Raw genomic sequence first — 23625 nt, forward strand, 5'->3', positions numbered from 1 at the left:
TAGTTTGGTTCCATGACGTCTTCTGATGCCGAACTCGCCCGCCTCCTGAGCGATGCCCGCGATTGGGCAAGCCAGGACCCGGACCCCGCCACCGCCGCCGCACTCTCCGAACTCGTCCGCCGCGCCGACGGGGGCGTCGCCGCGGCCCGCCAGGAACTGGCCGACAGCTTCAGCGGCACCCTGCAGTTCGGCACCGCTGGACTGCGGGCAGCCCTCGGCCCGGGTCCGAACCGGATGAACCGCGTGGTGGTCCGCCGCGCCGCCGCCGGCTTCACCGCCTTCCTCACCAACGCGGTCGGGCAGGCCTCCCCCGGCACCCGGCCGCGCGCCGTCGTCGGCTATGACGCCCGTTACAACTCCGACATTTTCGCCGAGGAAACAGCGGCGATCCTCACCGCGGCGGGGGTTGAGACCTTCCTGATGCCGGCAGCGCTGCCCACCCCGCTGCTCGCCTACGCCGTGCGGGCGCTGGACTGCGACGGCGGCGTCATGGTCACCGCCAGCCACAACCCGCCGCAGGACAACGGCTACAAGGTGTACCTCGGCCGTCACGCGGTGGAGGAAAGCGGCCGCGGCGCACAGATCGTGGCACCCTACGATGCCCTGATAGCGGCGAAGATCGACGCCGTCGGTGCCCTGGACTCGATCGTCCTGGCCGCGGACGGGTGGACTGTGCTGGAGCCCTCGATCGCGACCGACTACCAGCGCGCCGTCGCGGCCCTGGCGGTTCCTGAGCACTTCCCGGCCCGCGGGCTGAAGATCGTCCTGACCCCCATGCACGGGGTGGGCGGAGAAACGGCCGTGGCGGTGCTGAACGCCGCCGGATTCGACGACGTCACGCTCGTCACCGAACAGGCGCAGCCGGATCCGGACTTCCCCACGGTCAACTTCCCGAACCCGGAGGAGCCCGGGGCGCTGGATCTCGCCCTCGAGGCGGCGACGCGCGAGGACGCCGACATCGTGATCGCCAACGATCCCGACGCCGACCGGGCAGCGGTGGCGGCGAAGGATCCTGATACCGGCGCGTGGCGCATGCTGCGCGGCGACGAGGTAGGCGCATTGCTCGGTGCCCACATCGTGGCGCGGCAGGCCGCCAGTGGCGAAGCACCGGCCGGCGTGTTCGCCAACTCGATCGTGTCCTCCCGGCTGCTGGCGCGGATCGCGGCCGCGGCAGGCTACGCGCACGAGGAAACCCTGACCGGCTTCAAGTGGATTGCCCGGGTGCCGGGGCTGGTCTACGGCTACGAGGAGGCGCTGGGCTACTGCGTTGCTCCTTCGCTGGTGCGCGACAAGGACGGCATTTCGGCCGCGGTCCTCATTGCCGAACTCGCGGCGGCCGCAAAGGCCGAGGGCAAGACGATCTTTGACACCCTGGACGAGCTGTACCTGGTGCACGGGCTGCACGCGAGCGACCAGCTCAGCATCCGGGTGGCGGACCTCGGCCTGCTGGACGCGATGATGAACCGGCTGCGCGTGAGCCCGCCGGAATCGTTTGGCGGCTCCGGCGTCGAGGTCGTCACGGACCTTGCCGAGGGCAGCGAACTCCTCCCGCCCACCGAGGGCCTGCTGTACCTGACCCGGGACCTCAGCCGCGTGATCATCCGTCCCAGCGGCACGGAACCGAAGCTCAAGTGCTACCTGGAAGTCATCCGCAGTGTCGGCTCGGCCGCCGAGCTTCCGGCAGCCCGGGACGAGGCCCGCACGGCCCTGGACGGCGTCCTTGCGGACGTCCGCGAGGCACTGGGCCTCTAGAGCCGCACCTCAATGTACCCGCCCACAATCCGGGTACCGAAGGTGGCGAGGCGGAGTTCCGGGCTGCCGAGGCATTCTCCGGTGCCGAGGTCGTAGACCTCCTTGTGCAACGGAGATGCCACCGTGGGCCGGTCCCCGCGGGATCCGGTGATGCCGCGTGCCATGACGTTCGCCCCGGTGGCCGGGTCCTCCTGCGCGACGGCGAAAACCTCACCGGACAGGGTGCGGAACACGGCCACCTGGCGGCCCGCAATCAGTGCCGCCTCGCCCCAGGCGGGTTCCAGGTCCGCCACGGCGCACACCCGGTGCCAGCCGGCTGCGGCTTCAGTAATTTGGTCCTCAACGTCGTGTACGGCGGTTTCAAGTACGGCGGTCATCCCGGCCCCTCTCTGATACATCCCTTACGGGCTCAACCGCTGCTGCGGCCACATATTCAAGCTAGGCGCGCGGTGTTTCATCCGGACGCGCCGGATGTGTCCGGCGCGTAAAAGAGAGCTCACACGGCGGGAAATGCATTCGTGATGCAGAAGTTAAGATCACGAAACATAAGGGAAACTGAAGCGAAATTCCGGTTGCCTAGTCTGGGACGACAAGCTGCAGAGCACCGTCTGCGGCCCATGCGAAAGGCCCACCGTGACCGGACACCCCTCAAGCCACCCGATCCAGGGCGCAACCAGCGCCGCCCCGCGCCGTATTGTGGTGGCCGGCGGCGGCCCCGCAGCGCACCGGTTCGCCGATGCCATGCACGCCCGCGGACTCGATGGCTGGCACGTTACCGTCCTCACCGAGGAAGCCCACCTCCCCTATGACCGCGTCGCGCTGAGCAAGGCACTCACCGACAGCGACGTCGACCTCACCCTGGGCAGCGCTTCCATGTGGGACCACACGGCCCTGAACCTCAAGACCGGCGAGCGCGTCACCAGCATCGACGCCGCCGGCAAGACCGTCCGGACCGCGGCGGGAACCATTTATCCCTATGACGAGCTGGTGGTAGCGACGGGCTCGGACGCTGCCCGCCTGCCCATCCCGGGCGCCGAACTCACCCATGTGTACCGCACCCTTGAGGACGTCTGGTCCATCAACAAGGCCATCGCGGACCTCACCGCGAAGCTGGGCCGGAAGGTCAACGCGGTCACGATCGGCGGCGGTCTGCTGGGCCTGGAATCAGCCGCCGGCACCGAACAGCTCGGCGCCACCCCGATCGTCATCAACGGCTCGCCGTGGCTCATGAACACCCAGCTGGACGAGGGTGCCGGCCAGGCGCTCGGCCGGCTGATCGAGGCCAAGGGCTTCACCGTCCACGGCGGGGTGTTCCCCTCCGAGGTCATCTCTGACGACGACGGCCAGGTCACCGGCGTCCTCATGGCCGACGGCCGGATCATCGACGCCGACATCGTGATCGTCGCGATCGGCGTGCGGCCCCGCGACGAACTGTTCCGGGCGGCGGATGGCCCGGATGGGCAAAAGGGACCGCAGCAGTTCCAGCTCGGCCAGCGCGGCGGCGTCGTCATCTCCGACGACTGTTCCACGGAGGTTCCCGGCATCTGGGCGATCGGCGAGGTCGCCAACTTCGGCGGCATGTGCTTGGGACTCGTGGCCCCGGCCAACACGATGGCCGAAATCGTCGCGGACCGGCTGCACGGCGGCGACGCGACCTTCCCCGGCTTCGACACCGCCACCAAGCTCAAGCTCTCCGGCGTCGACGTCGCCAGCTTCGGTGACGCCTTCGCCCGCACGGAACACGCGCTCGAGATCGTCTACGCCGACCCCGCCCGCGGCGTCTACCAGAAGATCGTCACCACCGACGATGCCAAGACCCTGCTCGGCGGCATCTTCGTCGGCGACGCCTCGCCCTACACCTCCCTGCGCCCCATGCTGGGCCGCGAACTGGCCGCCGAACCCGGCGCCTACCTCACAGCGGCCGGCGGCGGTGACGCCGGGGACGGAGTCTTGGAGATCCAACTGCCGGATGACGCGATCCTGTGTTCCTGCAACAACGTCTCGGCCGGAACCATCCGTGACACCGTCAACGGCTGCGGGAGCTGCGACGGGAACGCGCCGGTCCGGGAACTCGGCGAGCTCAAGGGCTGCACCCGCGCCGGCACCAGCTGCGGTTCCTGCGTGCCGATGCTCAAGAAGCTGCTCGAAACCGAACTGACCAAGTCCGGCGTCGAAGTCTCCAAGGCCCTGTGCGAACACATCGAGCTCTCCCGCCAGGAACTCTTCGACGCCATCCGGGTCCTGGAGCTGACCTCCTTCGAGGAGATCATGGCCAAGTACGGCACCGGCGCCGGCTGCGATATCTGCAAGCCGACCATCGCCAACATCCTCGCCAGCCAGAACAGCGCCTACGTCCTGGACGCCGGCCGCGGCACCCTGCAGGACACCAACGACCGCGCCCTGGCCAACATGCAAAAGGACGGCACCTACTCGGTGGTCCCGCGGATCGCCGGCGGCGAGATCACCCCGAAGAAACTCGGCGTGATCGCCGCGGTCGCCGAGCAGTACGGCCTCTACACCAAGATCACCGGCGGGCAGCGGATCGACATGTTCGGCGCCCGGCTGGAGCAGCTGCCCGAAATCTGGAAGGTCCTGGTCGATGCCGGCTTCGAATCCGGCCAGGCCTACGGCAAGAGCCTGCGCACGGTGAAGTCCTGCGTCGGCTCCACCTGGTGCCGCTTCGGGGTCCAGGATTCGGTGGCCATGGCCATCGCGCTCGAGCTGCGCTACCGCGGCCTCCGCAGCCCGCACAAGCTGAAGATGGGCGTCTCCGGCTGCGCCCGCGAATGTGCGGAGGCCCGGGGCAAGGACGTCGGCGTCATCGCCACCGCCGACGGCTGGAACCTGTACGTCGGCGGCAACGGCGGCGCCACTCCGGCGCACGCCCAGCTGCTGGCCAAGGACCTCGACGACGAAACCCTGATCAGGTACATCGACCGCTACTTCATGTACTACATCCGCACGGCCGACCGGCTGCAGCGCACCGCGCGCTGGCAGGAAGAGCTCGACGGCGGCATCAAGCACGTCGAGGACGTGGTGGTCCACGACACCCTGGGCATTGCCGAGGACCTCGAAGCCGCCATGGCCAAGCACGTTGACACCTACGTCGACGAATGGGCCGACACCCTGAAGGATCCCGAGCGCCTCCGCCGCTTCCGCTCCTTCGTCAACGCCCCGGACCAGAAAGACGATTCGATCACCTTCGTCTCCGACGAGCGCGGCCAGATGCGCCCCGCGACAGCGGAGGAGAAGGCGCGGGCCGGGCAGCAGCCGGTCCTGATCGGGGCTTCCATTCCGGTCCGAGCCACCACCCCGGGACTGCCTGACGAGAACGAGGTATAGCCATGCAGCTCACCATTGACCTCACCGGACGCGAAGTCCTGGTCACGGGCGCGGACCACGCCGCCCGTCAGGCCGTGCGGCGCTATGAGGCGGCCGGCGCCGTCGTGTTCCGCCTCAGCACCCCGCAGGGCGCCGGCATTGACGGCCCGCTGCCCGAGCGCCCGTTCCTGGTCGCGGCGGTCGACGACGGCCAGCCCGGCTGGGAGGCCCTCCTCGGCCGGTGCCGTGCCACCGGCATCCCGGTGGCGGCCGAGCCCGCGGCCGGCCCGGCGGGCCACGTCACGTTAGTCGGCGGCGGACCCGGGACCGCCGAGCTGCTCACGGTCGCCGCCGTCGCCGCGCTGCGCGATGCCGACGTCGTCTTCTACGACCGGCTCGCCCCGTACCAGGACCTGCCGTCCCTGACCTCGGCAGAGCTAGTGGATGTGGGCAAGAAGCCCGGCCACCACAAGGTCAGCCAGGCCGACATCGAAAAGCTCATGGTGGAAAGCGCGCTGGCCGGCAACAATGTGGTCCGCCTCAAGGGCGGGGACCCCTATGTGTTCGGCCGCGGCGGCGAGGAAGTCGCGTCCTGCGTCGCGGCCGGGGTTCCGGTCCGCGTCATCTCCGGAGTCACCAGCGCCATCTCGGTTCCGGCCGCCGCCGGCATCCCGGTCACGCACCGCGAAGTCAGCCACATGTTCACCGTGGTCTCCGGCCATGCCCCGCTGACCGAGAACGAACTGACGCACCTCGCCGGGCTCGGCGGAACCATTGTGGTCCTGATGGGCATCGGCACCCTGCACCACCTCGCGGCCGGACTCCGCCGGGCCGGAATGCGGGCCGACATGCCGATGGCTGTCGTCGAACGCGGCTACCGCCCCGGCCAGCGCACCACGATCGCCGAGCTGGGCACCATCACCTCCGCAGCCGCGGGCTGCAGCAACCCCGCCGTCCTGGTGATCGGGGACGTTGTCCGGGTGGCCGAAGCCAACCGGGGCTGTGCCGAGGCCACGGCAGAGCTCGACCGACTGGCCGCATCACTGATGGAGGCGTAAGGATTCCCATGAGCGCACTGAACGCCGTCGCCGCAGCCCTCCCGGAGCCCGGCGCACCACTGTCCCCCTTGAACCCCGCCCTCGCCTCCGCACTGACCGCCGGCGCGACCGCCGGCGCCCCCGCGCCCGAACCCGCCGAGGACGCGACCGACCGGGACCTTCCCCTGGACGGCTTCCGGATTGGCGTCACCTCGCACCGCCGTTCGCAGGACCTCATCGAGGCCCTGGAACGCCGCGGTGCCGAGGTGCTTCACGCCCCGGCACTGAAGATCGCCCCGGTCCGGGAGGACCAGAGCCTGATCGAGGACACCCGGGCGATCATCGCCGCCCGGCCCGATCTTTGCATCGCGACCACCGCCTACGGCATGCGCCGCTGGTGCGAGGCCGCGGACACGTTTGGCATTGGCGACCGGCTGCTGGAGACCCTCTCCGCCACCCGGATGTTCGTCCGCGGGCCCAAAGCCCGCGGCGCCGTGCGCGCCGCGGGGCTCGCCGACGTCGGAATCAGCAGCGACGAAACCACGTCCACGCTCGTGGACATGCTCCTGGCCGAGGGTGTGCGCGGCAAGACAGTCGCGGTGCAGCTGCACGGCTACACCGATGTCCGCCAGCTCGAGCGCCTGCGCATGTCCGGCGCCACCGTCCTGACGGTCACCCCGTACCGCTGGGTCAAGCCCGACGGCGCCGACCGGCTGCCCAAGCTGATCGAAGCCGCGTGCAGCGGCAACCTGGATGTCCTGACGTTCACCAGCGCGCCCGCCGTGGACGCGATGTGGAGCACGGCGCACGAGATGGGCGTCTACAAACAGCTCGTGGAGAGCCTGAAGACCACTGTGGCGACCGCCGTCGTCGGGCCCATCACCGCGCAGCCGCTGCTCGATGCCGGGCTGCATCCGCTGATCCCGGAACGGTTCCGGATGGGCGCCCTGATCCGGCTGGTCTGCGAGCACCTGGCACTCAACCACGTCCGCCGGCTCGACACCGTTTCCGGCAGGGTGGAGCTGCGTGGCCGGTCGCTGCGCATCAACGGCGAGCCGGTCGAGATGGCGCCCGCACCGCTGTTGCTGCTGCGCGCGCTCATCGGCGCCGGCGGGGCAGTGCTGTCCCGCGAGGCGCTCTCGGACCTGCTGGAGCTGCGCGGTTCCGTGCATGCCCTGGACATGACCGTCAGCCGGCTGCGGTCCGCGCTGCCGGACACCCGGCTGGTGGAAACCGTGGTGAAACGCGGCTACCGGATCAGGGTCTAACCCAACGCGGGGTCACTTAGCGCCCATCCCACCGCTATCTATGGGCGCTAAGTGACCCCGCGTTGGTTTGCTGCCGGCCTTCGCGACGGTGTGACCCACGGCATTACCGGCCGGTAAATACTGGCGAACGGGCAGGGCAGAAGCGGCAACACCCGGGAAACACCCCGGAAAAATCGGACGCCTACGCTGGGGTTCATCAAGCACACCGGCCACACGATGGCCACCCAGCGAAAGGGCCAGCACATGTCCGCTCCGGCAATGTCTCCCATCTCCACTTCCTCCCTGACAGGCGCTTCGGCTGCCGCCGCCACCACGGCCGCCCGGCCCAGGATCGTCATCGCCGGCGCCGGCCGGGCCGCCCAGGCGCTCGTCCGGCAGCTCACCCGGACCCCGTTCGCCGGCGCCATCACGGTCCTCAGCAACCGGGACGACGCCCCCGAGGAATTGCTGGAGCTCGCCGTCCTGCCCCAGGTATCCGTCCGCTTCGGCCAGCCGGCCAGCTATATCGACGCGGAAAACCGCCGCGTGACCACCGCCGACGGCATGGAGTTCGACTACGACGAGCTCGTCATCGCCACCGGTTCCGCCCCCGCCGAGGCTCCGGTGGAAGGTGCCGCCCGCTGCCTGAGCTATTCCACGATCGACGACGCCGCCGGGCTGGGCGAGGCCGTCAAGGACGTCACCCGGGTCCTGGGCCGCCGCCCCCTGGGCATCCTGGTCGGCACGGGTTCGGCCGCCGGCCAGGCCGAGGCCGTGCTCCGGTCCCGCGGCGTCCGCCCGGTCCGCACCACCGTCCGTCCCGCCGCCGTCGTTCCCACCGCCGCCGGGTCCGCCCTGCCGGCGTCGGGCATCGTCTTCGAGGACGGCTCCAGCATGAACGGTGACCTCGTGATCCTCGCCGAGGAGCGCATCGCCCGCGACGAGCTGGCCGCCACGGCCGGGCTCGCGACCGCTGCCGGCGGCGGGATCGTCATCGGCCAGGACTTCCGCACCTCCGTGCCGGGCATCTGGGCGATCGGTGACGCGGCAGCCTACGACGGCGTCCGGCTGGGGCTGCTCGTGGCCTCCGGTTCCGCGGCGTCGGTGTGCGCTTCCCAGTTGCTTCAGGCCACCATGGGCCGGCCGCTGGCGGCCGCCGCCTGACGTGCCGGGGAGGCCCGGCCGGGGGCATCCGCCGGGCACATTCCTATGGCAAGATGGTTCCCTGATAAGCCGCGCACCACGCGGCGCCGCCAGGGCCCGCAGGCCCACAAGGCCCGGGAAGGGACCGCCGCGTCCCAGGCCCGCCACGAAAGGGACCACCATGAGCCAAGAAGCCGCCACCGGGGGGACGCCCAACATCGCCTCCTACATCGACCACACCCTGCTCAAGCCGGAGGCCAGCGAGGCGGAGATCCTCAAGGTCTGCGCCGAGGCGGCGGAGTACCACTTCAAGTCGGTCTGCGTGAACCCGGTCTGGGTCAAGACCGTCAAGAAAGCGCTCAAGGGATCCGGCGTCCTGACGTGCTCCGTGGTGGGATTCCCGCTGGGCGCCACGCCGAGCGACGTCAAGGCCTTCGAGGCCCGCGGCGCGGTCCTGGACGGTGCCGAAGAAGTGGACATGGTCATCAACATCGCCGCGGCCCGTGCCAATGACAAGGGCGCGCTCGTGGACGACATCGCCGCCGTCGCGGCCGCCGTGCACGAGGGCGGAGCCATCCTGAAGGTCATCATCGAAACGGCGCTGCTGGGCGATGACCAGAAGGTGCTCGCCTGCGAGGCCGCGGTGGAAGCCGGGGCGGACTTCGTGAAGACCTCCACGGGTTTCAACGGCGGCGGGGCCACTGCCGAGGACGTCGCTCTCATGCGCCGCGCCGTCGGCCCGGACCTGGGTGTCAAGGCCTCCGGCGGCGTGCGTTCCCTGGCCGATGCTCAGGCTATGATTGCTGCAGGTGCAACACGTATTGGCGCCAGCTCCGGTATCGCGATCGTCAAGGGTGAACAGGGTTCGTCCGCGTACTGACCGTGCCGGCACCGCCCACAGTTTTGAGCCCCCCGGGGCCGAGGAGGAACGAATGTCCAGCAACACCACCCCGTCCCGGCGCGTCGAGAACAGCCTCGGATCCAGCATCGCCCTGTTCGTGCCGATGATGGTCCTGTTCCTCGGTGCGATCTACTCGCTGTCCTTCCTGACGCTGGAAAACACCTGGCCGATGGCCGTCTGCCTGATTCTCTTCGCGGCCGCGTTCTGGATCCCGCAGACCCTGCTGGGCCGCTCGGATTCGGCCGGCGAAAACTAGGCCTCTCCTGACCCTTAAATGACTGAAGCTCCGGTTCATCCGGAGCTTCAGTCATTTAACCGGTGGCAGTCCTAGCCGGGCACCAGTGCGAACAGGCCCTTGACCAGCCCCGTGCCGAGCGCCAGGGCCGCGGGGAAGTGCGCTTTGGCCACCGCCAGCCCGGCGCCAAACATCCCCACCATGGCGTAGCCGCTTACCGGGATCAGGACGAACCATTCCCGCCGCGAACCCGCCCGGCCCAGCAGCGGGATGGAGAACGCCCCGTTGGCCCTCCAGATGTTCTTCAGCAGCGGCAGTTTCCGCAGGACCTTGGGCGGCTTGATCACCAGTGGCCAGAGCAGCGGCACTCCCCCGGTGGTGATCATGTCCCCCACAATGTGCACCAGCACCCCGGTAAGCATCGAAACCGGCAGCCAGGTCCACTGGTGCGGCGCGAACCACGTCACGAGTCCGGCCATGAGCAGCCCGACGATCCAGTTGCTGATCCAGCCGAATTTCGGGAAGAGTTTCAGTGCCTTCGCGGCGATGTTGATCATGAACATGCACAGCAGGCCGGCTCCGACGGACAACAGCCCCCACTGGGTCTGCACCTGCCACTGCCCGGCGATCGTGGCCAGCAGCACGAAGAACGCCGCGCCCAGCACCGAATGAGTGCCCTGCCGGTGGCCCCCGCTGGCGTTCTCAATGCCGCGCGCCACCAGGTTGGACAGCGGCGGCAGCGCGTGCGCCACCGTGCTGGCGCGGTGGTCCCAGTCGCAGACCAGCGCGGTCCCCGCCGTCGCCATCGCGCCGATCACTATTCCGGTGGGATCCAGCGGGTACCAGCCGAGCGCATACGGGCCGGTCGAGGCAATGGCTACCCACGCCGCGGCTCCCGACGCGGCGTGATGTCCTCCCATCATTCTTTTATTTCACCGCCGGTGTGGCAGAGACAGGGGCGTCGGAGAAGATGTTGCGGATCACGCCATTGGCCCACTCCAGGATCTCGGCGTCCTGCAGGTCCCGGCCGCCGATCCTGGCCGTCTTGGGCTTCGGAACGAGTACGGCGTCCAGGGCCGGCTTCGCCTGCGCGCCGGGGTACATCCGGGTCAGGCGCATGAGCTTGGACTCGGGCAGTTGCGCCGGGGAGAACTTGATGAAGTTGCCCTGCAGCGCGACGTCGGACAATCCGGCCTCGCGGGCGCCCACCCGGAACCGGGCGACGTCGATCAGGTTGGTGGCCGGCAGCGGCAGCTCGCCGTAACGGTCCACGAGCTCCGCGAGGACCTCCTCGATCGCCTCGTAGGTGATGGCGCTGGCGAGTTTGCGGTAAGCCTCCAGGCGCAGCCGTTCGCCCGGCACGTAGTCGTGCGGCAGGTGCGCGTTGACCGGCAGTTCGATCTTCATTTCGGCGGCCTTCTCCTCCGCCTCGCCCCGGTATTCGGCCACGGCCTCGCCGACCAGCCGGATGTAGAGGTCGAAGCCGACGCCTTGGATGTGGCCGGACTGCTCGCCGCCGAGCAGGTTGCCGGCGCCGCGGATCTCCAGGTCCTTCATGGCCAGCTGCATGCCGGCGCCGAGCTCGTTGTGCGTTGCGACGGCCTTGAGCCGTTCCAGCGCCACCTCGCCCAGCGGCTTTTCCGAAGGGTAGAGGAAGTAGGCGTAGGCGCGTTCACGGCCGCGTCCCACACGTCCGCGCAGCTGGTGCAGCTGGGAGAGGCCGTACTTGTCCGCGCCGTCCACGATCAGGGTGTTGGCGTTGGAGATGTCCAGGCCGGTCTCGATGATGGTGGTGCAGACCAGAACGTCGAAGCGCTTTTCCCAGAAGTCCACGATGATCTGCTCCAGCCGGCTCTCGGACATCTGCCCGTGCGCCACCTCCACCCGGGCCTCAGGGACCAGTTCGCGGATCTTCGCCGCGGTGCGGTCGATCGTGGACACCCGGTTGTGGACGAAGAACACCTGGCCTTCGCGCATCAGCTCACGGCGGATCGCGGCGGAAGTCTGCTTGTCCGTGTACGGTCCCACATACGTCAGCACGGGGTGCCGTTCCTCCGGCGGGGTGGCCAGGGTGGAGGTTTCGCGGATGCCGGTCAGGGACATTTCCAGGGTGCGCGGAATCGGGGTGGCGCTCATGGCCAGGACGTCGACGTTGGTGCGCATCTTCTTCAGCGCTTCCTTGTGTTCGACGCCGAAGCGCTGCTCCTCGTCCACGATCACCAGGCCGAGGTCCTTGAAGCCGAAGTCCTTGGACAGCAGCCGGTGCGTGCCGATCACGACGTCCACGGAACCGGCCTTGACGCCGTCGGCGGTTTCTTTGGCCTCCTTGCCGGTCTGAAAGCGGGACAGCGGCTTGACGACGAGGGGAAAGCCGGAAAACCGTTCGGTGAACGTCTCGTAGTGCTGCTGGGCGAGCAGCGTGGTGGGCACCAGCACGGCGACCTGCTTGCCGTCCTGGACCGCTTTGAACGCGGCCCGGACAGCGATCTCTGTCTTGCCGTAGCCGACGTCGCCCGAGATCAGCCGGTCCATCGGGATCTCCCGCTCCATGTCGGCCTTGACCTCGTTGATGGTGGTCAGCTGGTCCGGGGTCTCCACGTACGGGAAGGCCTCCTCCAGTTCCCGCTGCCACGGGGTGTCCGGGCCGAAGGCGTAGCCGCGGGAGGCCATCCGGGCCGAGTACAGCCGGATCAGCTCGCCGGCGATCTCCTTGACCGCCTTGCGGGCCTTGGACTTGGTGCTCGCCCAGTCCGCGCCACCCATCTTGCTCAGCGCCGGAGTGTCGCCGCCCACGTACCGGGTGACCTGGTCCAGCTGGTCGGTGGGCACGAAGAGCCGGTCGCCCGGGGCTCCGCGCTTGGACGGGGCGTACTCCAGGACCAGGTATTCGCGCACGCCCTCGCCGCCACCGGCAACCTTGCGCTGGATCAGTTCCACGAACCGGCCGATGCCGTGCTGTTCGTGCACCACGGAGTCCCCGGCCACGAGCTGCAGCGGATCCACGGCATTCCGCCGCTTGGACGGCATCCGGCGCATGTCCTTCGTGGAACCGGCAGAGGTCCGGCCCAGCAGGTCAGCCTCGGTCAGCAGCGCCAGCTTGAGCGGATCCAGGACAAAACCGCGGCCGACGGCGGCGGTGGTCACCTCGATCAGTCCGGCCTGCGGATCGGCCTCGAGCGTGTCCACCCGCGCGCACGGGATGTCGTTGTCATGGAAGAGTTCGGCGAGGCGCTGCGCCGGGCCCGGGCCCTCGGTGACCACGACGATCCGCCACTGGTCCCGGACGCGGGAGCCGATGAAGTCCATCATTTCCGCCACGTCGCCCTGGTAGCCGCGGGGTTCGCGGGCGTGCAGGTTCAGCACGTCGACGTCGGGCAGCAGCTCCTCGTCGCTGGCCAGCGAGGTGATGGACCACCAGGAGACGCCGTGCTCGAGGGCCGCGGTGCGGGTTTCGGTCAGCGAGCGGAAGCTGGCCGAGTGCAGCGCTTCGGACGCCGCAGAGGTCAGATCAAGAGGTGCGGTGCCGCCGTCGGACGCCGTGGACCAGGCGGCCTCGAGGAATTCCTCGTTCGTGGCGGCGAGGTCGTGGGCCCGGGTGCGGACCTTCTCCGGCTCGATCACCACCGCGATGGAACCCGCCGGGAGCTGGTCCAGGAACGGCACCATGGCGTCCACCAGCACGGGGGCCAGCGATTCCATGCCCTCGACGGCGATGCCGCCGGCGATTTTCTCCAGCATGTCCGCGGCGGCCGGGAGCTGGGACTTCAGGGTCGCGGCGCGGGACATGACGGAGGGTGTGATCAGGATTTCGCGGCACGGCGGGGCATGGAGTTCGGTGGGATGGTGCAGGCCGGGCGCGGTCAGCGAGCGCTGGTCGGCGACGGCGAACCAGCGCATCTGCTCCACCTCGTCACCAAAGAACTCGACCCGGATGGGGTGGTCCTCGGTGGGCGGGAAGACGTCCAGCATGCCGCCGCGAACGGCGAATTCGCCGCGGCGGGTCACCATGTCCACCCGGGCGTAGGCGGCGTCGGCCAGGCTCTTGACGACACCGCTGAAGGGGGCCTCCTGGCCGACTTTCAGGGTGACCGGCACCAGTTCGCCGAGTCCGGCGACGATCGGCTGCACGACGGCGCGGACGGGGGCTACCACCACGCGCAGCGCACCTGCGGTGGATGATTCGGGGTGCGCGAGCCGCCGCAGCACAGACAGCCGCCGGCCCACGGTGTCCGAGCGCGGGGAGAGCCGCTCATGCGGCAGCGTCTCCCAGCTGGGGAACTCCGCGATCGTCTCGGCCGGCAAGAAGGCGCGCAGGGCCTCGGTCAGGTCCTCGGCCTCGCGGCCGGTCGCGGTGACGGCCAGGACCACGGGCACTCCCCGGCCAGCCCCTGCAGAGCCGGTTTCGTTTCCCGCCAGGGTCGCGAGTCCGTCCGCCATTTCCGCGAGCAACGTGGACCGCATTCCGGCCGGGGCGCTGATCTGGTAATCCTCGCTGCGGGCGGCGAACCCGCGGGCGGCCTCGGCCTGGATCCGCGCGTAGTTCCGGTCTTCGGCGAGGACACGGCGCAAACCGGTGAGAGAGGGGCCGTTGAGGCTCATAGCTGTTGCTCCTGATGGGATCACGGGGTGCAGGCAACACGAATAGCCGAAATTCGCGAGAATCCCGGGCCCTCCAAGCCTACCGCGGAGCCTCGGGGACCGCCGACGGGCCCGGCCGGCGGGACCTGCCCGGGGCGCCGCCGACGGGGCTAGGCTGGCTTCAGGAGCGGGCGGCCCATCCAACGCGGGCCGCGCACCGAATGGCTTGGTAGGCCACCCGCCAACTGCTGGCTGACAAGGAGTCACCATGAACGCCACAACCGCAACCCCCGAACCCGCTGGAACCCCTGCTCCAGCCCCGCAGGCAGCCACCGCGAAGGCCTCATCCCCTAAGACCGTGCTCGTCACCGGGGCCACCGGCTACATCGGCGGCCGGCTTGTCCCCCGGCTCCTGGAAGCCGGGCACAGGGTCAAAGTCGTGGTCCGCACCCCGGCCAAGATCGCCGGCGTGCCCTGGCTGGACGACGTCGAGGTGATCCACAGCAGCCTCGACGACGGGGACGCCCTGCAGGCGGCGCTCGACGGCGTCGACGTCCTGTACTACCTGGTCCATTCCATGGCGGCCGGGGCCGGCTTCGAGGCCAAGGAAAAGACGATGGCCGGGACGGCCGCCCGGGCCGCGGCCGCCGCCGGTGTGGACAGGATCGTTTACCTCGGCGGCCTGCACCCGGCCGGGGCCGAACTGTCCACCCACATGCGCTCCCGCGAGGCGGTGGGCAAGGTGTTCCTGGACAGCCCGGTGGACGCGGTGGTGTTCCAGGCCGGCGTCGTGATCGGCTCGGGTTCGGCGTCGTTCGAAATGATCCGGCATTTGTCCGAGACGCTGCCGCTGATGCCCGCCCCGAGCTGGGTGCGCAACAAGATCGAGGCGATCGCGGTCCGTGACGTCCTGTACTACCTCGTGGCGGCAGCGTCGCTGGAAGGACCCATCAACCGGACCTTCGACATCGGCTGCCGCCAGGTGCTCAGTTACGCCGGAATGATGCAGGAATACGCCGCAGAGGCCCGCCTGCCGCACCGGGTGGTGCTGGCGCTGCCGGTGCCGGCCCCCAAACTGGCCGGTCTGTGGGTGGCACTGACCACCCCCATCCCGCTCTCCATGTCCCTGCCGCTCGTCGAATCACTCCAGCACGACGCCGTCGCCGCCGAGCACGACATCGACGCGTACATCCCTGCGCCGGAGGGCGGCCTGACCCCCTACCGGCGGGCCGTGGCCCTCGCCCTGGGCAAGGAACGCGACGGCCAGGTGGAGACCACGTGGGCCAGCGCCGGCGTCGACGCCGATCCCCTGCCGAGCGACCCGGACTGGTCCGGACACGCCGTGTACGTGGACGAGCGAAGCTTCCAAAGCGACGTGGACCCCAAATATGTGTGGACCGTCATCGAAGGAATCGGCGGCCGGAACGGCTGGTACTCCCTGCCACTGGCCTGGCAGGTGCGCGGCTGGCTGGACAAACTCACCGGCGGGGCGGGGCTGCTGCGCGGCCGCCGGCACCCGCACCTGCTGGCCGAGGGCGAGGTGGTGGACTGGTGGCGGGTCGAGCGGATCGACCGTGGCCGGCTGCTGCGGCTGCGGGCCGAAATGCGGGCCCCGGGCCGGGCCTGGCTCGAACTTTCCGTGGAGCCGGAGGGGACTGGCAGCCGCTACCGCCAGCGCGCCATCTTCTTCCCCAAGGGCCTCAGCGGCCGCCTCTACTGGCTCGCAGTGCTGCCGTTCCACAGCGTCATTTTTCCCGCCATGTCGCGGAATATCACCGCCGCCGCCCGGGATCTGGAAAACCTCGAATCGGAGCCAGCCCGGCACACCACGTAGGATGTTGGAGCCCGAAACGTCCACTTCCACATCACGGAGGACCCCCCTATGGCCCTGAGTGCATCCACCACCGTTCCGCACAGCGTCGACCGCGTTACCGCGGTTTTCGTCAATGAAGACTTCCTGCGCCACACGAGCGAACTCGTCGGCGGCACCCTGGAATCCTTCGCCATCGACGGTGACACCGCCGGCGCTTTCAACACCACCACCGTGCGGACCATCCCCACCACCCGGATGCCCGACATTGCCCGGAAATTTGTTGGCGAAAGCCTGAAGGTGACGCAGCTGGAGGCCTGGGAGGCCCCCGCCGCCGACGGCTCCCGGCAGAGCAAGATCTCCCTGAAAGTCTCCGGCGCCCCGCTGGACGTGAAAGCTGTCCAGCGTCTCGTGTCCGACGGCGGCAGCACCCGGATCGAGCTCGAGGGCGACGTGACCTCCTCGGTGCCGTTCCTTGGCGGCAAGATCGCCGACGCCGCAGAACCGATGGTCGGCAAGGCCCTGAACCTGCAGTCCCAGCAGGCCCAGGCCTGGCTCGAAAGCCACTGACCCCGTGGAACTGCCCGCGGTCCTCGCCGTCGTCCTGATCGTCGCCGGCGTCTGGTCCCTTGTTGTCTGGCCGCAGTTCCTGCGCCGGGTCATGAAGGATCCGCGTGCCCGCGACGCCAACGGCAAGGCCACGCGCTTCCTGACCGTCCATGTGGTCCTGGTCAGCATCTCCATGCTGCTGGGGGCCGCGACGGCGGCGATTGGCGTGGCCGGGCTGCTCAGCTAGCATCCGGCACACCGGCGGCGGCACGCGCACACTGCGCCTGCCGCCGCCGGCCGCTAGAATCAGCAAAAAGGTGGACCGCTGAAAGGGGACGCCAGTTGCTACCCCGCCGTGCGGCATTGTCGACGCTGGGGACCTATGTACTGGTCCTTGGCCTCATTGCCCTCTGGCCCGTCCCCGTGGACCAGGCCGCTTCCGATCTACTGTTGCGGTCGCTGCGGAAGCTGCACCGTTGGGGTGTCCCTGGATGGTTCGACTATCCGGTGCTCGAGCTGGCCGCCAACATGGTCCTGTTCATTCCGTTAGGCGCCCTCATGGCCTGGATTCTGGGTCGCCGGCTGTGGTGGGGCGGGGTCGCCGTCGGCTTCACGGTCTCGGTCCTGATTGAGCTCACCCAGCTACTCTTCCTCCCGGAGCGTTTTCCCTCCCTCTCCGACGTCGCCGCGAACACTTTCGGAGCCATGGTCGGCGCCCTCGCAGCCCTGATGCTAATGACGCTCCCCGCTGTTGTGCGATTCCGGGGTCCACCGCGTAACCTGTGAACAGGCTACGACAAGGGGACAACGAAAGTATGCGGATTTCGGTTATCGGGTGCGGCTATCTGGGCGCGGTTCATGCCGCTTGCATGGCAAAGCTGGGTCATGAGGTTGTTGGCATCGACGTCGATGAACACAAAGTGGCGCAATTGTCAGCAGGCCATGCCCCATTCTATGAACCTGTATTGGATGATCTCCTTTCTGAGGTGGAAGAATCCGGGCTCTTGCGATTCACCACCGACATGGCCGCCGCCCGCGGTTCCGAGGTCCACTTCATCTGCGTCGGAACCCCACAAAAACGCGGCGAAAACGGCGCCGATCTGCGCTATGTAGACGCCGCCGTCGCGGACCTCGCCGCCCATCTATCCCCCGGCGACGTCGTCGCGGGGAAATCCACCGTGCCTGTAGGCACCGCCGCGCGGCTGGCCGAGGTGCTGGCCGATACAGAGCCCGGGGCCATGCTGGTCTGGAACCCTGAGTTCCTGCGCGAAGGCCACGCCGTGACGGACACCCTAAGCCCTGACCGGTTTGTCTACGGAACTCCGGACGGCAGCGAAGACCATCCCGCGGTGGCCGTCCTGGACCGGGTCTACGAGACCCCGCTCTCCCGCGGGACACCCCGCCTTGTCACGGACTACGCCACCGCAGAACTCGTGAAGACTGCCGCCAACTCCTTCCTTGCCACCAAGATTTCCTTCATCAATGCCATGGCCGAGGTCTGTGAAGCCACGGGGGCCGACGTCACGAGGCTGGCCGATGCGATCGGGCTGGACGAGCGGATCGGCCGGAAATTCCTGAACGCCGGCATCGGCTTCGGCGGCGGCTGCCTGCCCAAAGACATTCGAGCCTTCATGGCGCGCGCGGGCGAGCTGGGCGCAGACCAGGCGTTGACCTTCCTGCGGGAGGTTGACGCCATCAATATGAGGCGCCGGACCCGGGTCGTGGAACTCACGAGGGAACTCTGCGGCGGCACCCTGATGGGACAGCGGATCGCCGTCCTGGGCGCCGCTTTCAAGCCCGACAGCGACGACGTCCGGGACTCACCCGCGCTGAGTGCCGCCGCGCAGCTGCAGTTGCAGGGCGCTGTGGTGACGGTCACCGACCCCCAGGCCCTGCCCAACGCCGCCAAACGCTTCCCGGATCTCCAGCTGGAGCCGGATCTTGAGTCGACGCTGCACAAGGCCGATGCCGTGCTGCTGCTGACCGAGTGGCAGGCGTACCGGGAACTGGATCCGCACGCGGCCAAAACGCTCGTGTCCGCGCCGCGCATCCTGGACGGCCGCAACGTTCTGGACCCCGCCAAGTGGCGGGCGGCCGGCTGGACCTACAAGGGCCTGGGCCGGCCCTAAGGTTCTGCTGTCAGGCTGTCAGGCTGTCAGCGCCTGGCCGAGGGCATCTTCCGCGGCCACCCAGGAGAGCATGGCGCATTTGACCCGGGCAGCATAACGGGACACGCCCTCAAACGCCGCGGCGTCGCCGAGCACCTCCGGGTCGGCCGGCACCTTGCCGCGCGAGCGCAGCACCTCGCGGAAGCTGTCAATGACGGTGCTGAGTTCCTCGACCGTCATGCCCTCGGCTAGGTCTGTCAGCACGGACGCCGACGCCATCGAGATCGAGCAGCCGTCGCCGTCCCAGCGCAGCTCACTGACCTTCCCGCCGGCCACGGACACCCGGACCGTGATTTCGTCGCCGCAGGTCGGATTCAGCTGGTGGGACTGGCCGCAGCTGGCCTCCTTGGGCGCGTCCGCGGCGGCCAGGCCGCTGCCGTGCCGGGCCTTGGCATGTTCGAGGATGATCTGCTGGTAGAGCTGGTCAAGACTCATGGATGTCCGTCCTAGGCTTGGAAGTAGGCACGGACATCGGCGACCGCGTTCAGGAACGCGTCCACATCGTCCGTGGTGTTGTAAAGGTACGTACTGGCGCGCGTCGTGGCCGTCAGCCCGAGCCGGCGGTGCAGGGGCTGGGCACAGTGGTGGCCGACCCGCACGGCGATGCCGCGGCTGTCCAGGAACTGGCCGACGTCGTGCGCGTGGACGCCCGCGACGTCGAATGCCGCCAGGCCAATCCGCTCCTGCCCAGCCGCCGGACCCAGCACCCGGATCCCGGGGATGGACTCCAAGCCGCACACGAGGCGCTGGCCGAGTTGGGCTTCCCAGGCGTGGATGCGGTCCATTCCGGTTTCGCTGAGGTAGTTTACCGCCGCGGCGAGTGCCACGGCCTGCGAAATGCGCTGGGTGCCGGCCTCGAAGCGTTGCGGGCTGGGCAGGAAACCCGCCCGTTCCATCGTGACGGTGGTGATCATGGAGCCGCCGGTCAGAAACGGCGGCATCGCGTTGAGCAGCTCCGAGCGGCCATAGAGGGCGCCGATGCCGGTGGGGGCAAGCATCTTGTGGCCGGAGAACACCGCGAAGTCGACGTCGAGTGCCTTAACGTCCAGGGGCAGGTGCGGTGCGGACTGGCAGGCGTCGAGCACCACGAGGGCCCCCGCGGACCGGGCCAGGGCCACCAGGGCGGCCACCGGGTTGATGGTGCCGAGGACGTTGGACGCGTGCGTGAACGCCAGGACGCGGGTGCGCGGGCCGATGATGCCGGCGGCGGCCTCCAGGTCAAGGGCGCCGGCGTCGTCAATCGGGATGAACTTCACGACGGCGCCGGTCCGGGCCGCCAGCTCCTGCCAGGGGATCAGGTTGGCATGGTGCTCCATCTCCGTGACGACGAGTTCGTCGCCCGGGGCCAGGGCGAAGCGGGCCGCTTCGGGTCCGGCGCCCGGCAGGGACGCGTTGAGGAATGAGTAGGTAAGAAGGTTCAGGCCCTCCGTGGCGTTGGAGGTCCAGATCAGCTCATCCCACTCCGCCCCGACAAAGTCGGCGACCGATTCCCGGGCGTTTTCGAATGCCTCGGTGGCCTCGACGGCGAGGTGGTGCGCCCCGCGGTGGACCGCGGAGTTCCGCTGCTCATAGAATTCCTGCTCGGCCTCGAGCACGCTGAGCGGGTTCTGCGAGGTGGCCCCGGAGTCCAGGTAGACGAGCGGGCGGCCGTTGACGTGCTGCTGCAGGATCGGGAAGTCGTTGCGGATCCTCAGGACCTCATCGTTTCCGAGCGCGGCGGCAGAGCTGCGGAGGTGGGCTGGGGTGGCAACCATGGCGGGGACTCCTGGATCGGCGTTCGCTGCGGCGCACCCCGCGCCGGCCGGGTAGCCAGCGGCGCAAAATACGTCACACAGATTAAACCTAATTATCCCACGTTCCCGCAGCCCTCCTGCGCGGCCACCGCGCGGACCCGCACACCGCGGAACTCGACGGGAGGTCCGGCGTCGTAATTCTTCAACAGGGTCAGCCATGCCCCGCCGTAGCGGGTGTCCTCGGCAGAGAGGCTGGCGCCGGCCCCGTCGCCGTCCCGGCGGACGCTGATGTGCCACGGACCGAGCGACACCACGAACTTCATCCATTCCCCGGGCCGCGGCGCCGGGCTGCCGGCCGCCGCGAGCCGGACGGGGGCCGGGGTCCCGGCGTCGTGCCGGTAGAGCGTCATGGTGCCGTCCGCGGCGACGTCCAGGAAATAGCCGGACACTTTCGGGGCGGACCCCGGACGGTAGGGGGCATCGGAGTCCTGGCCAAAGGACACCCCCGCGCCCGGGCCGGCAGGCGGGAGCCCGGCCGGCCAGCGCAGCTCGAACTCGAACTCCCGGTTCGGGGAGTCGACCGCCCCGGCCATGGAGCCCAGGATGTAGCCGGACTGGTCCGGGCCGGAGATGCTGATAGCCCCGTTGGCAAACGCCGGCTGCCCGTCCCAAACAGCGTCGGCAGCCCACGGCAGATCACCGGTTCCGCGGCGGCCGGTGGAGAAGACGTCTTGCCGGAGCGGTTCCTCCTGGTGCAGGACATAGCGGATGTTGGAGCAAATGAAGCCCCGCACGCCCAGGTCCTGCAGGCGTGCGTGCTCGCTGCGCCGGTGCAGCTCCCAGGCGAGCACCGGCTTTCCGGACGCCACCACCTGGCGGATCATGGCCTCCGGCGCGTTGTGGTGGATGCCGAGCAGGTCCGCCCGCGGGATGAGCCCGGCCGCCTTGTCCTGCTCCCGCGCGACGAGGTAGCCGAACGTGGTGTAGCCTCTGGCCGCGGCGAGCTCGTGTCCCCGCGAGGCAGCCGGCTGCTTCCACACGACATGGTCCCGAGCCGCGGGATAGTTCTCCAGCAGGGCCAGGATTTGGTCGGCGTTAGTCCCGGGCTTGTCCTCAAGGAAGATCACATGGCTGCCGGCGAAGGTGTCCAGGACGTCGGTGAGGAGCGGGATGGGTTCCAGCGGCGTGTCCGGGCCCAGCCAGGCACGGGCGTCATTGCGCAGCGGCTCCAGCGCGGCGTATGGCGCCCGGGCGATGGTCAGGTCGATTCCGGTCAGCCGCCGGGTGTTCAAATCGTGGTGGCAGACGAGCACGCCGTCCTTCGTGGCGGAAACGGATACTTCGATCGCCTTCAGGCCGGCGGCCGCCGCTCCCTTGTAGGCCCGCATGGTGTGTTCCGGCCAGTTGTCCCCAGAGCCCCGGTGGGCGACGAAGAACGACGGCGCGTCCAACAGCGCGCCGACCGTGAAGGGCCCCGTGGCCCCCGGCGCGGCGATGGCGCCGGTCGTGACGAATTCCTTGGCCGCGGCCGCCGCCGGGACGCTCGGGGGCTGCGGCCGGGCCGTGGCCCCAGACGCGGTGTTTCCGGGGCAGGAAGAGCAGCCGGCCACCCCCAGCACCGCCCCGGCCGCGGCGAGGCCCAGGAACTGCCTCCGGAGAATCATGGCGATCCTGCGCCCGGCAGGTTCGCGGCAGGGGCCGTGAGGTTGACGGCGGCAGGGACTCGGGCCTTCGCGGGGGCCGGGGCCTTCGCGGGGGCCGGGGCCTTCGCGGGGGCCGGGGCCTTCGCGCCGGGGACTAGGACAGGGGCTTGGGCCTGGGCGCGTGCTTTGACGGGTGCGGGCGTGGACGCCGCACGCCGCGCCTCCTCGGCCGCGACGACCACCATGGCCAGCACCGTCCAGACAAGAATGCCGGCTGCGGACCTGGTGGCCAGGGAGCTGTATGTCTGCGGGATGACCACGGCCATGAGGCCGGCCAGCAGGAGCCCCGGATATCCGATTCGGATTCCAGTCCTCAGTGCGGCGCCCAGCACGAGAAAAGCCATGGAACCGAAGTAGAGCAGCGCGAACAGCACGCCGAAGTCAACGCTGTACATTACTGTGGGGTTCTCGAAGCTGGTTTCCAGCCCCGCCCGGGCGCCCAGCAGGAAGCTGGCGCCGCTGCCTCCGCCGGCCACGGCATAGTCGCTCCAACGGCCCAGGAAATACTCGAAGGCCAGGCCCCGGGCCTCGGCGGAGCCGGCGTCGTCCGCGACCCTCCCCGCCACACCCGCCACCAGTGGTGAGGCCATAAGGGCGCCGCCGACTCCGGCCATCACGAGCAGCATGGCCGTTTTGGTCCTGGTCCGCCAGGGGACGAAGATCACCGTGGCCACCACCGTCACGGCCAGGGCAGCGATCCCCACTCGCGACTGGGTGATGAGGATACCCACCGCCATCAGCGCCATCAGGAGGAACTGCAGCCACCGGCGTTTCACCCCGCCAAGGAGCGGCGCCACCAGGCAGATGAACAGCGACAAAGCCAACGGCTGGTCCAGTGTCCCCATCCAGCGTCCGGATAACCTGGCGAACCAGTACTGGGTTTTGAACCCTGCCTCGTAAAACAGGACGTTGCCGCTCAGCCACTGCGCGACGGCCACTGCACACACGAGCGCAACGAGGGCCAGGAGCACGGTGCGCAGCATCCCCACCAGTCCCGCGCCGCGAACGGCTTCGGCGAGCAGGAGCAGGAAAAACAGGACCGGCACCACAACCTGGTCCACCAACAGCACCATTCCGCCCCGGGTGCCGGACGTCGACGTGGCCAGGAACGCCGCCACGATGACCACTCCAAGGACGAGGAACAGCAGGAAATGACGGCCCAGGACCATCCGGATGCTGGCCGGATCGTGAAACAGCCGCACCAGGAAAATCGAAAGCACCAGCCAGGTCGCGGGATGGACCGATATGGGGCCGGAGGACACCCCGGTGAGCGTCTCGGATCCTATCGCTGGCACCAGCAGCCACAGGCCCAGGACCGCAGCCAACGGCACCCTGGCCCGTTTTCGGAAGAGGAAGGCCGCCGCGAGACACGCCCCGGCCCAGGCCGCCAGCTGCATTTAGGCCACCCGGCCGGGATTCACGATCCGGCCGGGAACAACCACGTCGTC

Annotated in this window: 19 protein-coding genes; 12 read left to right on the forward strand and 7 right to left on the reverse strand. The window is 69.1% G+C overall.

The window, feature by feature from the left end; translation table 11 throughout:
• Nucleotides 1-12 precede the first annotated feature (12 nt).
• Nucleotides 13-1752: a phospho-sugar mutase gene (locus AC1DN2_RS02130; RefSeq protein WP_476849032.1), complete on the forward strand. Its 1740-nt coding sequence runs from the start codon at nucleotides 13-15 to the stop codon at nucleotides 1750-1752.
• Here AC1DN2_RS02130 and nirD read toward each other — a convergent pair.
• Nucleotides 1749-2129, reverse strand: a complete 381-nt coding sequence (gene nirD / locus AC1DN2_RS02135) for a nitrite reductase small subunit NirD (RefSeq protein ID WP_476849033.1) — start codon at nucleotides 2127-2129, stop codon at nucleotides 1749-1751. The genes AC1DN2_RS02130 and nirD overlap by 4 nt on opposite strands.
• Nucleotides 2130-2385: 256 nt before the next feature.
• Here nirD and nirB point away from each other — a divergent pair, with 256 nt between their 5' ends.
• From nirB to AC1DN2_RS02165, 6 genes are all read left to right on the forward strand, one after another.
• Complete coding sequence (nirB, locus tag AC1DN2_RS02140; protein ID WP_476849034.1) at nucleotides 2386-5094, forward strand: nitrite reductase large subunit NirB; 2709 nt, start codon at nucleotides 2386-2388, stop codon at nucleotides 5092-5094.
• A gap of 2 nt (nucleotides 5095-5096) precedes the next feature.
• Nucleotides 5097-6131, forward strand: a complete 1035-nt coding sequence (cobA, locus tag AC1DN2_RS02145) for a uroporphyrinogen-III C-methyltransferase (RefSeq protein WP_476849035.1) — start codon at nucleotides 5097-5099, stop codon at nucleotides 6129-6131.
• A 92-nt stretch (nucleotides 6132-6223) separates the two neighbouring features.
• Nucleotides 6224-7378: a uroporphyrinogen-III synthase gene (locus AC1DN2_RS02150; protein ID WP_476849156.1), complete on the forward strand. Its 1155-nt coding sequence runs from the start codon at nucleotides 6224-6226 to the stop codon at nucleotides 7376-7378.
• A 243-nt stretch (nucleotides 7379-7621) separates the two neighbouring features.
• Nucleotides 7622-8521: an FAD-dependent oxidoreductase gene (locus AC1DN2_RS02155; RefSeq protein WP_476849036.1), complete on the forward strand. Its 900-nt coding sequence runs from the start codon at nucleotides 7622-7624 to the stop codon at nucleotides 8519-8521.
• Between the two features lie 160 nt (nucleotides 8522-8681).
• The gene (gene deoC, locus AC1DN2_RS02160; RefSeq protein ID WP_476849037.1) at nucleotides 8682-9380 is read left to right on the forward strand and encodes a deoxyribose-phosphate aldolase; all 699 of its coding nucleotides are present in this window, start codon (nucleotides 8682-8684) and stop codon (nucleotides 9378-9380) included.
• Between the two features lie 52 nt (nucleotides 9381-9432).
• The gene (locus tag AC1DN2_RS02165; protein ID WP_230010712.1) at nucleotides 9433-9657 is read left to right on the forward strand and encodes a hypothetical protein; all 225 of its coding nucleotides are present in this window, start codon (nucleotides 9433-9435) and stop codon (nucleotides 9655-9657) included.
• Nucleotides 9658-9728: 71 nt separating this feature from the next.
• Here AC1DN2_RS02165 and AC1DN2_RS02170 read toward each other — a convergent pair whose 3' ends face one another.
• Both AC1DN2_RS02170 and mfd read right to left on the reverse strand, forming a co-directional pair.
• On the reverse strand, nucleotides 9729-10559 hold the full coding sequence (locus AC1DN2_RS02170) for a metal-dependent hydrolase (RefSeq protein ID WP_018774647.1): 831 nt from the start codon (nucleotides 10557-10559) through the stop codon (nucleotides 9729-9731).
• A gap of 4 nt (nucleotides 10560-10563) precedes the next feature.
• The gene (mfd, locus tag AC1DN2_RS02175) at nucleotides 10564-14235 is read right to left on the reverse strand and encodes a transcription-repair coupling factor (protein WP_476849038.1); all 3672 of its coding nucleotides are present in this window, start codon (nucleotides 14233-14235) and stop codon (nucleotides 10564-10566) included.
• Between the two features lie 247 nt (nucleotides 14236-14482).
• On the opposite strand from mfd, the gene AC1DN2_RS02180 reads away from it, so the two are divergent.
• The 5 genes from AC1DN2_RS02180 (at nucleotide 14483) to AC1DN2_RS02200 (ending at nucleotide 18702) form a co-directional block, all read left to right on the forward strand.
• Entirely contained in the window at nucleotides 14483-16048 is a 1566-nt protein-coding gene (locus AC1DN2_RS02180) for an SDR family oxidoreductase (protein WP_476849039.1), read from the forward strand.
• 48 nt (nucleotides 16049-16096) lie between these two features.
• Nucleotides 16097-16594, forward strand: coding sequence for a DUF2505 domain-containing protein (locus AC1DN2_RS02185; protein WP_223914131.1), 498 nt, complete (start codon nucleotides 16097-16099; stop codon nucleotides 16592-16594).
• A gap of 4 nt (nucleotides 16595-16598) precedes the next feature.
• Nucleotides 16599-16820: an SCO4848 family membrane protein gene (locus AC1DN2_RS02190; protein ID WP_018774651.1), complete on the forward strand. Its 222-nt coding sequence runs from the start codon at nucleotides 16599-16601 to the stop codon at nucleotides 16818-16820.
• A gap of 95 nt (nucleotides 16821-16915) precedes the next feature.
• Nucleotides 16916-17359: a VanZ family protein gene (locus AC1DN2_RS02195; RefSeq protein ID WP_476849040.1), complete on the forward strand. Its 444-nt coding sequence runs from the start codon at nucleotides 16916-16918 to the stop codon at nucleotides 17357-17359.
• Between the two features lie 29 nt (nucleotides 17360-17388).
• Nucleotides 17389-18702, forward strand: a complete 1314-nt coding sequence (locus AC1DN2_RS02200; RefSeq protein ID WP_476849041.1) for a UDP-glucose dehydrogenase family protein — start codon at nucleotides 17389-17391, stop codon at nucleotides 18700-18702.
• Nucleotides 18703-18720: 18 nt separating this feature from the next.
• Here the strand turns inward: AC1DN2_RS02200 and sufU are convergent, their stop codons facing one another.
• The 4 genes from sufU to AC1DN2_RS02220 all read right to left on the reverse strand — a co-directional run bounded on the left by sufU (nucleotide 18721) and on the right by AC1DN2_RS02220 (nucleotide 23574).
• Entirely contained in the window at nucleotides 18721-19176 is a 456-nt protein-coding gene (gene sufU, locus AC1DN2_RS02205) for a Fe-S cluster assembly sulfur transfer protein SufU (RefSeq protein WP_028276481.1), read from the reverse strand.
• Nucleotides 19177-19187: 11 nt separating this feature from the next.
• Entirely contained in the window at nucleotides 19188-20495 is a 1308-nt protein-coding gene (locus AC1DN2_RS02210; RefSeq protein WP_476849042.1) for an aminotransferase class V-fold PLP-dependent enzyme, read from the reverse strand.
• A gap of 92 nt (nucleotides 20496-20587) precedes the next feature.
• The gene (locus AC1DN2_RS02215) at nucleotides 20588-22138 is read right to left on the reverse strand and encodes a glycerophosphodiester phosphodiesterase (protein ID WP_476849043.1); all 1551 of its coding nucleotides are present in this window, start codon (nucleotides 22136-22138) and stop codon (nucleotides 20588-20590) included.
• Entirely contained in the window at nucleotides 22135-23574 is a 1440-nt protein-coding gene (locus AC1DN2_RS02220) for an O-antigen ligase family protein (protein ID WP_476849044.1), read from the reverse strand. Before AC1DN2_RS02220 ends, AC1DN2_RS02215 begins: the two co-directional genes overlap by 4 nt.
• Nucleotides 23575-23625 lie beyond the last annotated feature (51 nt).

The sequence above is a fragment of the Arthrobacter sp. 01L42 genome (assembly GCF_056400005.1).